General features: G+C 68.9%; 14 protein-coding genes. 5 read left to right on the forward strand and 9 right to left on the reverse strand.

Annotation, left to right across the window (positions count from 1 at the left end; genetic code table 11):
- Positions 1–279 precede the first annotated feature (279 nt).
- The 4 genes from ACFQ0E_RS06510 to ACFQ0E_RS06525 all read left to right on the forward strand — a co-directional run bounded on the left by ACFQ0E_RS06510 (position 280) and on the right by ACFQ0E_RS06525 (position 4,358).
- A complete protein-coding gene (locus ACFQ0E_RS06510; protein ID WP_386822860.1) occupies positions 280–1,989 on the forward strand; it encodes a lysophospholipid acyltransferase family protein in 1,710 nt (569 codons plus the stop codon).
- On the forward strand, positions 1,986–2,804 hold the full coding sequence (locus ACFQ0E_RS06515) for a UDP-2,3-diacylglucosamine diphosphatase (protein WP_386822861.1): 819 nt from the start codon (positions 1,986–1,988) through the stop codon (positions 2,802–2,804). The genes ACFQ0E_RS06510 and ACFQ0E_RS06515 overlap by 4 nt, the downstream gene beginning before the upstream one ends.
- Before the next feature lie 112 nt (positions 2,805–2,916).
- Positions 2,917–3,162, forward strand: coding sequence for a hypothetical protein (locus ACFQ0E_RS06520; protein WP_386822862.1), 246 nt, complete (start codon positions 2,917–2,919; stop codon positions 3,160–3,162).
- Between the two features lie 119 nt (positions 3,163–3,281).
- Positions 3,282–4,358 carry a metal-dependent hydrolase gene (locus ACFQ0E_RS06525; RefSeq protein ID WP_386822863.1) on the forward strand — a complete coding sequence of 359 codons (1,077 nt, stop codon included), beginning with the start codon at positions 3,282–3,284 and terminating at the stop codon, positions 4,356–4,358.
- A 19-nt stretch (positions 4,359–4,377) separates the two neighbouring features.
- Here the strand turns inward: ACFQ0E_RS06525 and ACFQ0E_RS06530 are convergent, their stop codons facing one another.
- The 8 genes from ACFQ0E_RS06530 to ACFQ0E_RS06565 form a co-directional block, all read right to left on the reverse strand.
- Positions 4,378–6,042 (reverse strand): hypothetical protein, encoded by a 1,665-nt coding sequence (locus ACFQ0E_RS06530; RefSeq protein ID WP_386822864.1) that lies wholly within the window; start codon positions 6,040–6,042, stop codon positions 4,378–4,380.
- A 256-nt stretch (positions 6,043–6,298) separates the two neighbouring features.
- Positions 6,299–7,120, reverse strand: coding sequence for a class I SAM-dependent methyltransferase (locus ACFQ0E_RS06535; RefSeq protein WP_386822865.1), 822 nt, complete (start codon positions 7,118–7,120; stop codon positions 6,299–6,301).
- On the reverse strand, positions 7,117–7,464 hold the full coding sequence (locus ACFQ0E_RS06540; protein WP_386822866.1) for a hypothetical protein: 348 nt from the start codon (positions 7,462–7,464) through the stop codon (positions 7,117–7,119). Before ACFQ0E_RS06540 ends, ACFQ0E_RS06535 begins: the two co-directional genes overlap by 4 nt.
- 9 nt (positions 7,465–7,473) lie before the next feature.
- Positions 7,474–8,469, reverse strand: a complete 996-nt coding sequence (gene dusB / locus ACFQ0E_RS06545; RefSeq protein ID WP_386822867.1) for a tRNA dihydrouridine synthase DusB — start codon at positions 8,467–8,469, stop codon at positions 7,474–7,476.
- 202 nt (positions 8,470–8,671) lie between these two features.
- Positions 8,672–9,010: a YegP family protein gene (locus tag ACFQ0E_RS06550; protein WP_386822868.1), complete on the reverse strand. Its 339-nt coding sequence runs from the start codon at positions 9,008–9,010 to the stop codon at positions 8,672–8,674.
- A gap of 81 nt (positions 9,011–9,091) precedes the next feature.
- Positions 9,092–10,075: a ribokinase gene (locus tag ACFQ0E_RS06555; protein ID WP_386822869.1), complete on the reverse strand. Its 984-nt coding sequence runs from the start codon at positions 10,073–10,075 to the stop codon at positions 9,092–9,094.
- A gap of 101 nt (positions 10,076–10,176) precedes the next feature.
- Positions 10,177–11,517 (reverse strand): NupC/NupG family nucleoside CNT transporter, encoded by a 1,341-nt coding sequence (locus tag ACFQ0E_RS06560; RefSeq protein ID WP_386822870.1) that lies wholly within the window; start codon positions 11,515–11,517, stop codon positions 10,177–10,179.
- Between the two features lie 132 nt (positions 11,518–11,649).
- Positions 11,650–12,795 carry a GGDEF domain-containing protein gene (locus ACFQ0E_RS06565; protein WP_386822871.1) on the reverse strand — a complete coding sequence of 382 codons (1,146 nt, stop codon included), beginning with the start codon at positions 12,793–12,795 and terminating at the stop codon, positions 11,650–11,652.
- A 163-nt stretch (positions 12,796–12,958) separates the two neighbouring features.
- Between ACFQ0E_RS06565 and ACFQ0E_RS06570 the strand changes: the two genes are divergently transcribed.
- Entirely contained in the window at positions 12,959–14,416 is a 1,458-nt protein-coding gene (locus ACFQ0E_RS06570; RefSeq protein WP_386822872.1) for a Ca2+-dependent phosphoinositide-specific phospholipase C, read from the forward strand.
- A 228-nt stretch (positions 14,417–14,644) separates the two neighbouring features.
- Here the strand turns inward: ACFQ0E_RS06570 and ACFQ0E_RS06575 are convergent, their stop codons facing one another.
- Entirely contained in the window at positions 14,645–15,307 is a 663-nt protein-coding gene (locus ACFQ0E_RS06575) for a TMEM165/GDT1 family protein (protein WP_386822873.1), read from the reverse strand.
- Between the last annotated feature and the right edge of the window lie 31 nt (positions 15,308–15,338).

Consider the following 15,338-nt stretch of genomic DNA (forward strand, 5'->3'; position numbering starts at 1 on the left):
TCCTTTGTCTGAAGATTTATCCCTTGATCGGGATGAAAAGATGGCCGGGCATGATACACCCCCCCGGAACGGTTTGCACCGTACCGGCCCTTCGGGGCCCGGGTGGTCGTTGTACCGCATTCCGGCCCGCCCCGTGTGACGGCCTTAGCGGCGTATCGGGGACAGCGCCGGGGCAGGGGCGCGGGGCGGCAGGGTTGTCATCCGGCCGCCGCGAAACCGCCATCGGGCTGTCGCGGCGCGGCGGCAGGCTGGCGGCCATCCCGGCCGACGGTTCCTGCCATGCGCGCGCTCGAACAGCACCTGCAGTCCCGCTATCCCCAGTGGTTCACCGGGCACCGAGCCCGCCTGGCCCGTCCGCTGCTCAAGGGCATCGGCCGCTGGTCGCGCTTCGATGCCATCGAGACCTTCCTGGATGGCCACGGCGACCGCCGGGGCTTCGATTTCGTCGATGCGGCGGCCGGGTTCCTCGGCCTGCGCTGCGAGGTGGCGGAGGCCGGACTGGCCAACATCCCGGCGGTCGGTCGCTTGCTGGTGGTGGCGAACCACCCGTCGGGCGCGCTCGACGCGCTGGCGCTGCTGCAGGCGCTGGGCCGGGTGCGTCGCGACGTGCGCATCGTCGCCAACGACCTGCTCGGCACGCTCGAACCGCTGGCCGGCCTGCTGCTGCCGGTGAGGATCCTCGGCGGCCGGCCGTCGCCGGACAGCCTGCGCGCGATCGAGCAGGCGCTGGAGGCCGACCAGTGCGTGGTGGTGTTCCCGGCCGGCGAGGTCTCGCGGCTGGGCTGGGCCGGCGTGCGCGACACCCGCTGGCGCCACGGCTTCGTCCGCTTCGCGCGGCGCTGCGGCGCGCCGGTGCTGCCGGTGCGGATCGCGGCGCGCAACTCCGCGCTGTTCTACGGCGCCTCGGCGCTGTACAAGCCGGTCGGCACGGCGCTGCTGGCGCGCGAGATGTTCGCTCGTCGTGGCCGGCCCGTCCGGCTGCACATCGGCACGCCGCTGCGCATCGAGGCCGATGCCGACCCGGTCCGCACGCTGCGCCAGGTGCGCAAGGCGCTGTACGCGCTGGGGCGACGCGGTGCGTCGCTCGCCGGTCCGGCGCCGCTGGAGGCGCCGGTGGCCTCACCCGTCGATCCGCCGACCCTGCTGATGGCGGTGGCGTGCACGGAGCTGCTCGGCCGGACCGGCGACGGCAAGGAGATCCGCCTGGCCCGGCTCGACGCCGAGGCGCCGCTGTTGCGCGAGATCGGCCGCCTGCGCGAGGCCACGTTCCGCGAGGTGGGCGAGGGCACCGGCCGCAGCCTGGACCTGGACGACTTCGACACGCATTACGAACACATCCTGGTCTGGGACGCGGCTGCCGGCCGCATCGCGGGCGCCTATCGCGTGGCGCGCGGTGCGAGCGTGCTGGCGCGGCGTGGCCTGGCCGGGCTCTACACCGCCTCGCTGTTCCACTACGGCGACGAAGCCTTGCCGCGCATCGCCCAGGGGCTGGAGCTGGGCCGCAGCTTCGTGGCGCGCGAGTACTGGGGCAGCCGCAGCCTGGACTACCTGTGGCAGGGCATCGGCGCTTACCTGCGCAAGCATCCGCAGGTGCGCTATCTCTTCGGCGCGGTGTCGATCAGCGCGGCGCTGCCGCTGCCGGCGCGCGAGCATCTGGTCGCGTACTACTCGCGCTACTACGGCGCGGACGATGCCGTGGCCTCGCTGCGACCGTTCCGCTATTTCGCGGCGCCGCCGGACTTCGGCGACCTCGATGCCGACACCGCCTACGACGTACTCAAGGCCAACCTCGCCGCGCACGGTGCGAGTGTGCCGGTGCTGTACAAGCAGTACACCGAGCTGTGCGAACCCGGTGGCGCGCGCTTCCTCGCGTTCGGCGTGGATCCGGCGTTCAGCGACAGCATCGATGGCCTGATCGAAGTGGACATGCAGCGCATCCTGCCGAAGAAGCGCCAGCGCTATCTGCAGCCGCGCGAGGCGGCGGCGTGAACGCGCTGCAGGGACGTCGCCGCGCGGTGTTCCTGTCTGACCTGCATCTGGGCGCCAGCCACTGCCATGCGGCGGAACTGGCGGATTTCCTCGGCGCGATCGACTGCGAGCGCCTCTACCTGGTCGGCGACATCGTCGACTTGTGGTGGATGGCCAGCCGCCGCATGCGCTGGACCGCCGCCGAGCAGCGCGTGTTCGAACGCCTGCATGCGATGCGCCGTGCGGGCACCGAGATCGTCTACATCCCGGGCAACCATGACCGCCCGCTGCGCCATGTCTGCGGGCTGACACTGCCGGCCATGCGCGTGCGCCGCCGCGCGATCCACGTCACCGCCGACGGTCGCCGACTGCTCGTGGTCCACGGCGACGACTACGACGGCATCACACAGTTCGGCAACCTGCAGGAGAAGTTCGGCGACTGGCTCTACGAACGCATCCTCACCGGCAACCGTCTGCTCAACCGCGTGCGCCGCCGACTCGGCTTGCGCTACTGGTCGCTGGCGGAATTCCTCAAACAGCGCAGCGGCGCCGCCGAACGCTACATCGCGCGCTTCGTCGACGCCGGCCTGGCCGATGCCCGCTGCCGTGGCCTCGACGGCATCGTCTGCGGCCACATCCACCGCGCCGCACTGCACGAGCGCGACGGCCTGGTCTACGCCAACGACGGTGACTGGGTGGAAAGCCTGACCGCCTTCGTCGAGGAGCCCGATGGCACCCTGCGCCTGCTCTCGCATCGCGGCGAGGTGCTGGCAGCGTTGCCGCCGAGGCAGGACATGCCGATGCCTGTTGCAGGAGATTGGCCCAGGGCAGCCTGATTGCTTGAGTGTCGCGGCGCTTGACCCCGGGGCCGGGGATCGCGAAAGATCAGCGCCACGAGGGCGTGCGATCGCCGCAGGCGCCCGGCAGGACAGGACCAGGAACGCAGGGATGAGCGACGCGGAAGCGAGTGTCGAGGTTTCGTTCGAGCGCGACATCGCGCCGATGTTCAAGCTGTATCGCGCCGCGATGCTGTGGCGTTTCGACATGACGAAGCACGAGGACGTGAAGGCCCACGCGCGGCCGATCCTGGCGCGGATCCGCAGCGGCAACATGCCGCCGCCGCCGTACACGCCCCTGACCGAGCAGGAAGTCGCGCGCTTCGCGGCGTGGATCGAGCAGGGTTTCCCGGACTGAGGCCGGGTACAGTGACGCCGCAGGGCCCGGTGCAGTCGGCTGAACGCGGCCATGCCTGCCGGCGCCCGGGCATGGCTTCCGGCACGTCCGCATCCGGTCGCGACCGATAGCATCGCCGGATGGATTCCCTCAGCCAGATCGTTCTCGGCGGCGCGCTCGCCGCCGCCATCGCCCCCGCCGGGCACCGCCGCGCCGCACTGCTCGCCGGCGCCGCGCTCGGCACGCTGCCCGACCTCGATTCGCTGGTCATCCCGCTGCTGACCCGCGACCCGGTCGACCTGATGACCTGGCATCGCAGCGCCAGCCATTCGCTGTTCGTGCTGCCGTTCCTCGGCGCGCTGATCTGGTGGCTGTTTCGCCGGTTCGGAGGCGGGCGCGTCGCTGAAGCGCCGATGCGCTGGTTCTGGGCGATCCAGCTCGCGCTGTTCACCCATCCGCTGCTCGATGCCTTCACCGTCTACGGCACGCAGCTGTGGTGGCCGATCCCGGTGTCGCCGACGATGTGGTCCAGCGTCTTCATCATCGATCCGCTGTACACGCTATGGCTGCTCGTCGCCTGCGTGGTCGCGTGGGTCGCGCGCGAACGCCTGCTCGCGCAGCGTGCGCTGGTCGCCGCGCTGATGCTGAGTACGGCCTACCTCGGTTGGTCGCTCGTCGCCAAGCACCAGGTCGATCGCGCCGCCGATGAAGCGCTCGCCGCGATGGGTCTGGCCGATGCGCCGCGCTTCAGCGTGCCGATGCCGTTCAACACGCTGCTGTGGCGCGTGGTCGCGATGACACCGGATGGCCATGTCGAGGCCGAACGTTCGCTGGTCGCGGATCGCGGCCCGATGCGCTTCCGCGCCCTCGCCTCCGATGTCGAGGCGATGCGCGCAGTCGCCGACCTGCCCGCGGTGCAGCGCCTGCGCTGGTTCAACCACGGCTTCATGAAGGCCAGCGTCGTCGACGGCCGTGTGGTGGTCAGCGACTTGCGCATGGGCCTGGAGCCGGACTACATCTTCAATTTCGCCGTCGCCGAACGCGACGGCGACCGCTGGCGCGCGATCCCGCCGCAGCAATTGCAGTGGCCCTGGGATGCCGCCGGCCGACTGCGCGGAGTGTGGGCCAGGATCTGGCGAGACCCGGTGCTGCACGGGTCGCCGCTTTCGCCGGGAGGACCCGCCGGGCAACGCCGGCGGGTCGAGGACGGGCATTGATGGCCAAGCTGGCCCGGGATCACTGGTACGCGATCGACGGATCCCAGAACAGGTTGTCGCAGTAGTTGTTGCCGCCCTTGGTGCCGTAGAAGTACAGCTGGTCGCCAGCGGTCACCGGCACGTTCAGCGACGAACTGTGGCCGAGGGTGTCGTCCCAGGCGACGCTTCCCGAGAACAGCACAGAAGCGTTCTTCTGGAAGGCGAACAGCACGCCGTCGCCGCAGGATGGCGTGGGCTGCGCACTGCGCACGGTCTGGCGCACGCGGACGTTGCCGGTTTGCGGCGCGGTCCAGATCATCAGGAAGCCGTCGTTCTGGCCGGTGCTGGCGCCGCCGTTGTAGATGCGGTTGTAGATGTCGGTCGGCTGCCACCAGAAACCGCCGCCGTTCCAGGACATGTGGTTGCCGGACAGCACGGCGGCGTAGTTCCAGTGGTTCTGCCCCTGCGTGCCGGACGGGAAGCCCCGCGACTGCTTGTAGAAGCCGGGCGGTGGCGACAGGTTGACCTGCCACTGGTACAGCGCCTGCTTGAACGGTGCGGCCGTATCCTGGAACTTGCCCGAGTAGACGTAGAAGGACGAGCCCACCTCGCCATTCGCGCGACCCTCGGGATCGACGATGCTCGCGTACTGGTAGCCCTTGCCGGCAGCGCTCGGGTCGAAGGCTGCGCTGCCTTCGTTCACCACGTGCATCTTCTTCGTCCACGCGAGCGTGGTGGGGTCGATGGTGAACAACTGGACGTAGGTCGACGTGGTTCCCCAGGAACTGCCGACCATGATGGTGGACAGCATGTAGTAGTTGCCGTCCGCCGCGCGCGCGGCCTGCGAATGGATCACGCCTTCCGCAGCCCCGGCGGGGAACGCTGGCTCGGAGGCGATGTTGCTGTTCCAGCCGGACGGGGTCTTCTTCTGCCACAGGTTGCTGCCCAGGTGGCCGGCGCGCGCCGCCGTCAACACCGAAGACACGTCGGCCTTCGATACGGCATAGCCTTCGATACCCGAAGCGTTCCTGTCCTTGTACCAGATGTAGAAATGCCCCTCATGGACGAAATAGGGGGTGCCCTGGACATTGAACGGCATCGGGTCCTGGTGCGGCGAAGCGATGCGGCCGAGGTATTTCCACGTGTTGCCGCTGTCGTTCGAGTAGGCGAGACCGATGCGGGTGCGGCCTTCCCAGCCCTGTCCGGGCGCGTTGAACCCGGTGTAGCCGACGTTCTCTTCGTGGATGAACGCGAGACGCTCGCTGCCGCCGGGATGATGGATGCTGGTGAACCAGAGGTTGACCACATCGGTCAGCCCGCTGGCGAAGGACGTGAACGCGTAGGTGCCGGTCGCACTGGTGTTGACGCACGACTTGGTCATGCCGCGCTGGCAGGTCTTCTTCACCCACTGCGGATTGCTGTAGGGCGCGTCGAAACCGCCGCAGGTCCTGATATGCCGGAGCGTTTCGGGATATTCGGCCTGCGGCGTGATCTTGCCGTGCGTGGCCAGGTAGCAGCCATCGCCATTGGCCGACAGGGGCGCGTCGAGCCAGGCATCGGCCATGGCCGGATCGAGACTGGTGTTCTTCAGTGCCGCGTTGTTCGCGGCGATGATGGGGGACGACACATTGTCCGCAGGCGTCATCTGCGCATGGGCGGACAGGGAGAGCAGGAACAGGCTTGCACAGAACCACCGGTGCTTCATGGGGAACTCCTTGATCGTTGCGATCGGATGAAGAGCGCAGTCCGGCATTGCGCTGGGCTGCGGGCTTCCGATGGTCGGAACGTGATCCGGCCGTGCCGGTTCGACGCGCCTTCATCGGTGGGCACACCATCGTCCGCGATCCCCATCGCAGTCGACGAGACATTGTATCCCTTCTGCCGCACCTGTTTGCCCTGCGGGACGCATCGGGCTGGCGACAGGGACCTGCTGCGCATGCATGCGCAGCTTCTTCGCTCATTCAGGCAGTGGCGCGCGCCTGGACGAAGGAATAGAAGAACACGGCATCGGGGTCGTTCATCAGCGCACGCGTTTCGCTGCGCATGCCTTCGACCACCTCCGCGGTGACGCGGCCATCCGCGCGCAGTTGATCGGCGGCGGACAGCAGCAGGTCTTCCCAGTAGGCGAACATCGCGGCGCGTTCGGCCGGTGCGCGGTTGTCGAGGTGGAAGGTCCGTGCGCGGACGCTGATGTCGCGGTAGCCCGCTGCTTGCAGCAGGTTCCCGAGTTTCGCGCCGACGAAGGGGTCGCCGTGCTGTTCGCGCTGGAAGTCGTTGAGCGCCGACCAGTAGGCCATGGTGTTCGGCGCATGCGGTGCGATGAACAGCGAGGCGTTCATCACTTCGGTGATGTGGATCCGCGCGCCCGGCGCGAGCACGCGGCGGGCTTCGGCGAGCACGCCGGCGGGCGAGGGCACGTGTTCGAGCACCCAGCACAGGAAGGCACTGTCGAAGCTGTCATCGGCGAACGGCAGCGCGGTCGCGTCGGCCTGCTGCAGGCTGTATCGCCCGCGCCATTCGGGGATGGCGTCGAGGTTGCGATGCGCAGCCTCGATCTGCGAGGGGTTGAGGTCCACGCAGGTGACATGCAGGTCGGGGAATCGGCGCAGCAGCACCTCGGTCTGCGCGCCCACGCCGCTGCCGACTTCGATCAGCCGTTGCGCGCCGGGGTAATCGATGTCGCGGAACACCGCCGCTTCCAGGAAGCGCGCCTGGCGGCGCAGCCGGTCCTGCTCGGTGGAGGTGTAGCCGTGGAGGTAGGTGTGGGATTCGGAATCGCTCATGTCGTTCTCTCTTCGGCGTCTTCCCATGCCCAGTGTGCTGGCCACCCCTCGCGGTCCAGCAAGGTGGACAGAGCGGCTTCGATCAGCGGTCGCTCCAGGCGTTCGACCAGCAGGTCTGGTGCGAGAAGGAAGCGTTCGGGTTCGGGCCTGGGCAATCCGGTGGATTCGTCGAAATGCCGCGTGTACTCGATGAAGCCGAACGTCCAGATATCGATGCCGCAGCTGCGGCCATCCAGCGTGATGATCGCGTTACAGAAATCGCAAGTGGGGTCATCGCCAGGCTGCGGATAAGGCGCGGCGTATTCCTCGAATTCCAGCCATAGGGAAAAGGCTCGGTGCGCCATATCGGTGATTCATGCCGCCTGCGCGACAGCAGGCACACCCGCAATCAACGCATCGAAATACGCCCGGGTGAGCCGCAGCTGTTCGTCCGCCGTGGCGGCGCGGTTGACCACGGCGCGGAAGGCTTCGTTCTCGGGGCGGTCCTTGGCATACCAGCCCAGGTGCTTGCGCGCGATGCGCACGCCCTGCGGTTCGCCGTAGAACGCGTGCAGGTGTTCGAGGTGGCCGATGAGGATGTCGCGGATCTCTGCCAGCGTCGGCGGCGGCAGCGTGTCGCCGGTGGCGAGGAAGTGCGCGACCTCGCGGAAGATCCACGGCCGACCCTGCGCGGCGCGGCCGATCATCACCGCGTCGCAGCCGGTGACGTCGAGCACGTGCCGGGCCTTCTGTGGCGAATCGATGTCGCCGTTGGCGATCACCGGGATCTTCAGCATCGCCTTGATCGCGGCGATGGTCTCGTACTCGGCGGTGCCGGTGTACTGCTGGTCGCGGGTGCGGCCGTGGATGGTCAGTGCGGCGATGCCGCAGTCCTCGGCGATGCGCGCGATCGTCGGCGCGTTGCGCGCGTCGGCGGCCCAGCCGGTGCGGATCTTCAGCGTCACCGGCACGTCGACCGCCTTCACCATCGCGGTGAGGATGCGGCCGACCAGGGCTTCGTCGCGCATCAGCGCCGAACCGGCCCAGGCGTTGCAGACTTTCTTTGCCGGGCAGCCCATGTTGATGTCGACGATCTGCGCGCCATGGTCGACGTTGTAGCGCGCGGCCTCGGCCATCAGCTCGGGCACGGTGCCGGCGATCTGCACGCTGATCGGCGCCGGCTCGCCCTCGTGGTCCATGCGGTGCAGGGATTTGCGGGTGTTCCAGAAGCGCGGATCGGAAATGGTCATCTCCGACACCGCCAGCCCGGCGCCCAGGCGCTTGCAGAGCTGCCGGAACGGCTTGTCGGTGACCCCGGCCATCGGGGCCAGGATCACGCGGGGGTCGATGGTGTGGGGGCCGATCCGCATGCGCGGCATTGTAGGGCAGCGCTTGCCCCCTTTGAAAAAGGGGGCTGCGGTCGCGCAGCGTCCGCGGGGGATTTGCGCGGTCAGCGCTCCCCGCGATTGCGAGTCGGTCGCAAGAGCAAATCCCCCCGCCGCGCTTCGCGCGTCGGCCCCCTTTGCAAAGGGGGCGAGCGTCGGATCGGCAGATGACTCGGGGTGTTCGCGCTTATTTCGCGATCAGGTTCTGCACCGCCGCGCCGGGCGCATTGGTCATCACCGAGCGGATGCCGTTGTCGCGCGAGCTGGTGCTCTTGTACATCTCGCTCTTGCCGATGGATTCGCCGTTCTTCGCCATCAGCGAGAAATACGGGCTGCCGTCCTTCGCGGTCTTCTTGTCGAAATTCGCCGCGTCCTGCGCATGCTTCCGCACCGATGCGATGCCGTTCTCGCAGCCCTGCAGTGTGTCGTAGCCCTCGCTGGTCAGGATGACCTGGCCGTTGCCGGCCTTGAGGTTGAACTGGAATTCCCCGTTCTTGCGCTTGCTGATCACGAACTTGCCGGCCATCTGCGGTACTCCGTGTTGGGTACCGTCGAGCTTAGCCAAGACCCGGCGGGCCTTGGCGACCGCTTGTCGCCGGACGGAAGCTCAGCCGCCGAAGCGCGCCGCGACCTCCTCGCGGGTCGGCATGGCGGTGGCGGCGCCGGGGCGTTCGGTCGACAGCGCGGCGTAGCGCGAGGCGTCCCGCAGCAGGGCGGCGAAGGGTTCGCCCGGGCGCGTGGCCAGCGCGGCGGCCAGTGCGCCGCTGAAGGCGTCGCCGGCGCCGGTGGTATCGACCACGGCCACGGTCTCCGCGCCCAGTCGGTACCAGGCGGTGTCGTCGCCGCGCGTGGCGTTGTCCGGATGCGAGACGAAGCAACCGGCCGCGCCGAGGGTGATCACCACGGTGCCGCCGGGCAGGAGGTCGCGGCACAGCGCATGCAGGCGCGGCGAGTCGAGGTAGGCCACGGCGTCGCCGTCGATGCGCTCGCCGAGGTGGCGGGCGAACAGGCCGGCGCACTCGGTCTCGTTGGGCGTCAGCAGGTCGGCCATCGCCAGCAGGTCGCGCGGCACGGCCACGTTCGCCGGTGCCGGGTTGAGCATCGCCAGGCGGCCCGTGTCGCGGGCATGGCGCAGGGCGGCGGTGACCGCCTCGATCGGCGATTCGAGCTGGGCGAGCGTGACGCCCGCAGCGGCGATGGTGTCGCGCTGGGCGTCGATGAAGCCGGTGTCGAGGCAGGCGTTGGCGCCGGGGCCGATGACGATGCTGTTGCGGCCCTGGGCATCGACGAAGATCCCGGCGGTGCCGGTCGGCGAGGGGCTGCGCTGGTCGCGCAGGTCGATGCCGTCGGCGGTGGCGAGGGCGCGGGCGAGCTGGCCGCCGACATCGTCGCCCAGTGCGCAGACGAAGGCGGTGCGCGCGCCGGAGCGGGCGGCGGCGGTGGCCTGGTTGAAGCCCTTGCCGCCGGGGCCGCTGGCGTATTCGCCGCCGTGGGTGGCGCCGGGCGCGGGCAGGGCGTCGGTGCGCCAGACGTGGTCGACGTTGAAGGAACCGACGACGACGACGTCGGGTGAGGCAGGCTGGGTGGACATGTGGGTGCTCTGAAAAAGACACCCCCGGATCGCTCCGGAGGTGTCGGTGGAACAGGAATTGAATCGACGACGACGCGCGGGGGCGCGTGGGGTCGGGGAGATTAACGCAAGTGGATCAGCACACCGGCAATGGTCGCGGTCATCAGGGTGGCGATGGAGCCGCCGAGCACCGCGCGCAGGCCGAAGCGGGCCAGGTCGCCGCGACGCTCCGGGGCCAGGCCGCCGATGCCGCCGATCTGGATCGCGATCGAGGCGAAGTTGGCGAAGCCGCACAGCGCGTAGGTCAGGATCAGGCGCGAGTTCTCGCTGATCTCGCCCGGGCCGGTGCCGACCGGGGTCTGCGACAGCTGCAGGTAGGCGATGAACTCGTTGAGCACGATCTTCTGGCCGATCAGGCCGCCGGCGATCACCGAGTCGTTCCAGTCGATGCCGATCACCCAGGCGATCGGCGCCAGCACGTAGCCGAGGATCAGGCCGAGGTTGAGGCGCGTCTTCTGCTCGGCGACCGCGACGGCGCCGTCGTTGAGCATCATGTTGATGCTCTGGTAGCCCGGGATGTGCCAGTCGCCGACCCAGCCGATCAGGTGGTTGATCATCGCGATCAGGGCGACGAAGGCCAGCAGCATCGCGGCGATGTTGATCGCCAGCTTCATGCCGTCGGACGCGCCGGCGGCGGCGGCGTCGATGATGTTCTTGCTTTCCTTCTCGATGTGCACCGTCACCGAACCCGCGGTCAGCGGCGTGCCGGTCTCCGGGATCAGGATCTTGGCGATCAGCAGGGTGGCCGGGGCGGCCATGATCGACGCGGCGAGGAAGTGCTTGGCGTAGATCTGCTGCTGCACGGTGTCGGCACCGGCCAGCATGCCGATGTACACCGCCATCACGCCGCCGGCGATGTGCGCCATGCCGCCGATCATCATCGTCAGCAGCTCGGACTCGGTCATCTTGTTGATGTACGGGCGCACGGTCAGCGGCGCCTCGGTCTGGCCGATGAACACGCTGGCGCAGACGCTGGTGGTTTCCGCGCCGGACACCTTCATCACCTTGGTGATCGCCAGGGCCATGATCTTCACCACCCACTGCATCACGCCGAGGTGGTAGAGCACCGCCATGAACGAGGCGAAGAAGATCACCGTCGGCAGCGCGTGGAAGATGAAGACGAAGCCGTACTTCTCCTGGTCGGCCATGCCGCCGAGGATCATCTGCGAGCCGGCGTTGGTGAACTCGATCAGCTTGACGAACACCGAGCCGAGGCCTTCGAAGATGGCGCTGCCCCAGGTGGTCATCAGCACGAAGGCCGCGAACGCGATCTGCAGCGCCACGCCGGTGCCGACCAGTTTCCAGTCGACCGCCTTCTTGTTGCTCGAGAACGCCCACGCGATGCCGATGAGCACCGCCAGTCCGAACAGGCCGAATCCGACCCGCATCAAAGCTTCCATCACGTCTCCCCGTGCCGATTAGGTGGCCCGGTGGTGGGCCGATCGTCGGGCCGGTCGGCCCAAACCCCGGCAGGGTAGGCCAGTGGGGGGCGTACGGGCAACAGGGGCCCGGGCGAGGCTGCGGGTCGCCTCCATTCAGGTATCCCGGGCCACGACCCGGTTGCTGCCCTCGTGCTTGGCCACCTGCAGGCGACGGTCGGCGGTGCGCAGCAGCGAGGAGACGTTGTTGCCGTCGCTGGGATAGGCCGACAGACCGCCGCTGAAGGTGATGTGCAACGGGTCGCCGCCGCGCTCGGGCACGAAGGGGCGCTCGGCCATGAGCTGGCGCAGGCGGTCCAGGCGTTCCCAGGCGTTGCCGATCGGGCAGTACATCACCAGCACGAACTCCTGGCCGCCGATGCGCACCAGGCGCTCGCGTTCGCGCAGGATCTCGCGCATCGAGCCGACGATGTGGCGGATCGCGCGGTCGCCGGTGAGGTGGCCGTACTGGTCGTTGATGCGCTTGAAGCGGTCGAGGTCGAGCAGGGCCACGGTCAGCGACTGGTTGTCCTCGCGCGCGGCTTCGAGGATGCGCGGCATGCGCTGCACCAGCCACGAGCGGTTGGGCAGCCCGGTCAGGCCGTCGCTGCCGGAGGATTCGATCAGCCGCTGCATGCGGTAGACCACGGTCGCGGTGAGCACCGTCATCAGCAGCATCAGCACCACGCGCTCGATCTGCGCGCCCACCGACACCGTGCCGTAATCCACCGACACCAGCTGTTCGGGCGACTCGGCCATCGCCAGCAGCATGCCGACCAGCAGCGAGTACTGCAGCATCGCCATGCCGCCGGCGTAGAGCGTGAGCCGGCCGTCGTTGCGCAGCGCGGTCATGCTGATCGAGATCAGGTAGAACACCCACACGATGATGCTGTTGAACGGCGCCACCGGGTCGCTCAGGTGCAGCAGCGCCAGCACCAGCGTGGTGGTGGTGACGTCGTAGGTGGTGGTGGCGTAGGGCAGCCAGCTGTGCCGGCGGCGGTTGCGCGCCAGCGCCAGCCAGATCTGCGCGCAGATGTTGATGAAGACCGTCGCGCCCAGGCCGATCATCAGTTCGGTGAGCTTGCCCGCGCCCTGGTTGCCGATCAGTGCCACCGGCGCGAGCAGCAGCGACAGCGCCGACAGCAGCGCGCGGATACGCGCCACCAGCAGTTCGCCGCCAGCGCCGAGGTCGAGCATGACCTCGTCCGGCCGCGCCAGCAGCGTCCGCACGAGGTCTCGTTTCCAGTCGCCGGTGATGCTCATGTCATGCGTGCCGCGTGCGTTCGGTCCTGCTACAGGATAGCCTCGCAGGCGCTGGCTGCGGTCCCGGGCCGCCGTCCGCCGCCGACGCCCAGGGCGGGACCGGCCCGGCGCCCGCGCGCGTTGCCGGGCTGCGAAGGAGCGCGATCATCCAAGGAGGAGTCCCATGTCGTTCCGTTTCCCCACGGCCCGCCGACGCGTCGCGCGCGGGCTGCAGGCCGCCGCGCTCGCGCTGCTGGCCCTGCCGTTCGCCGCCGTGCAGGCCCAGTCCGATCCGCGCCTGGACCAGCTGTACATGCTGCAGCCGCACAACAGCTACGAGCATGGTGCGCAACTGACGCTCTGGCTCGATGCCGGATATCGCACCCTCGAACTCGACGTGCAGGACCAGGACGACGGCTCGACGAATCCCCGGGGGCCGTATGTCGCCCACGATGGCGGCCCGACCAACAGCAATTGCCGCGGCACCGCCGATCGCCTGGCCGACTGCCTCGACGACATCGTCGCCTGGCAGGACGCGCATCCCGGTGAACTGCCGATCGTCGTGTTCGTCGACATGAAGACCCGCACCGGCAACCTGCTCAGCGCCTGGGACGTGTCGAAGATCGACGCGCTCGATCGCTTCGTCTCCGGCTATCTCGGGTCGCGGTTGTATCGCTATGCCGATTTGCGCAGCGCGATTGCCGGGGCGCCCGGCGCCACCGCGCGAGAGAAGCTCGGCGCCGTCGGCTGGCCGAGCGCGAACGCGCTGCGCGGCCGCATCATCGTCGCGTTCACCGGCGGGCGCATCGGTGCGGTGAACCAGGGCATGGACGCCATGATCGCCCTGCGCGGCAGCGCGATGTCCGCGTTCCTGTGCCCGGACGTGGATGCGCCGGACCCGGGCGAGATCTCCGGCACGGTCGACGGCATGTCCGCCTCGGCGTCCGGACAGATGCTCTGCGCGAACGTGCAGGCCGGCGACCACTACCAGCTCGTCGCCAACCGTGCTGCGGAATACCGCCAACTCATGCACCTGTGGGGCGCGGCCGGCGACTTCGTCAGCACCGATTTCGCGCCCACCTACATCGCGGTGGCGCACGGGGTGTCGGCGATCGGCATGGACGTGACCGATTCGCTCAGCGATGGCAGCGTGACCGTCCCGGCATGGACCGCGAACATCCCGCTGGTCGGTCTCCGTCGCGGCCTGCCGGGCTATTTCACCCTGCGTCCGCTCAGCGCCTCGGGCACGCGTTGCGTCGGCACCAGCAACAACGCCTACGGCAACGGCAGCGCGCTCGACCAGGAGCTGTGCAGCGGCGGCTACGACCAGCAGTACGTCTACACCGCCGAGGGACAGCTCCGCCCGCGCGGCAACAACGCGCAGTGCGTGGACATCTCCGGCGGCAGCGCCGGCGCCGGCAAGGCGATGCACCTGTGGGACTGCGACGGCGGCGATTCGGAGAAATGGTTCATCACCACCGACGGCCGCTTCCGCAGCCGGCACAACACCAGTTACTGCGCGACGGTGCCCAACGGCACGTTGAACACCGGCGTGCAGTTGCGCACCGAGGTCTGCGGCACGGCTTCGTGGCAGCGTTTCGAACGCGTGTCGGTCCCCGACTGGCCGCAGACCAGCTTTTGAGAGCCTGTCCAAGGTCTCTCCACGCCTCTCGTCGTGTCGCAGCGGCCCGCTGCGACACAACCCGGAGGGCCGGCCCTGTCGGGGCGCGGTGCAGCGTCATCGTTCGGTCGTGGATCGACACATCCACTCCCTCTCTCTTCCTTGCCCCGCGCCCCGACAGGACCGGCGAGAGGCATGGCGCGACCTTGAACAGGCTCTGATCGAAGCCGGTCGCTTCATGGCATCGCTTCAGCCGGTCGCCCGCGTGGCGGCCGGCACGGCTGGCGTCGCCGGCACGCCTTCCGTCGACGGCATGCCGCGCCAGGCCACCCACAGCGCCAGTGCGATGAACAGCGCGGCCGCCGCCATGCGCGCGGCCTTCAGCGGCAGTTTCGCCGCGAACCGGCTGCCCAGCAGCACCACCGGCACGTTGGCGAGCAGCATGCCCAGCGTGGTGCCCAGCACGACCGGCCAGAGCAGTGTCGATTTCGCGGCCAGCACCACGGTCGCGATCTGGGTCTTGTCGCCGATCTCGGCGAGGAAGAAGGCGATGGTCGTGGCGATGAACGCGCTGCGCGCGGGCAGGCGTTCGCCGTCGTCGTCGATCTTGTCGGGGATCAGGGTCCACAGGCCGATCGCGAGGAAGCTGCCGGCGACCAGCCAGCGCAGCACCTCGGGCGACAGGTAACTCGCGACCCAGGCACCGATCCAGCCGGCGAGCGCGTGGTTGAGCACGGTCGCGACGAAGATGCCGGCGATGATCGGCCAGGGCCGGCGGAAGCGCGCGGCGAGCAGCAGGGCGAGCAGTTGGGTCTTGTCGCCGATCTCGGCGATGGCCACGGCGAGCGTGGAGACGCCGAGGGTGGGCAGGGCCGACGAGAGGTCGCCGGCGAACAGCGTGGACGCATCCATGAAAACTCCAGGGCCGGGCTTCGCGTGGACG

Source organism: Lysobacter brunescens (assembly GCF_042677005.1).
In the GTDB taxonomy this organism is placed as follows: domain Bacteria; phylum Pseudomonadota; class Gammaproteobacteria; order Xanthomonadales; family Xanthomonadaceae; genus Lysobacter_I; species Lysobacter_I brunescens.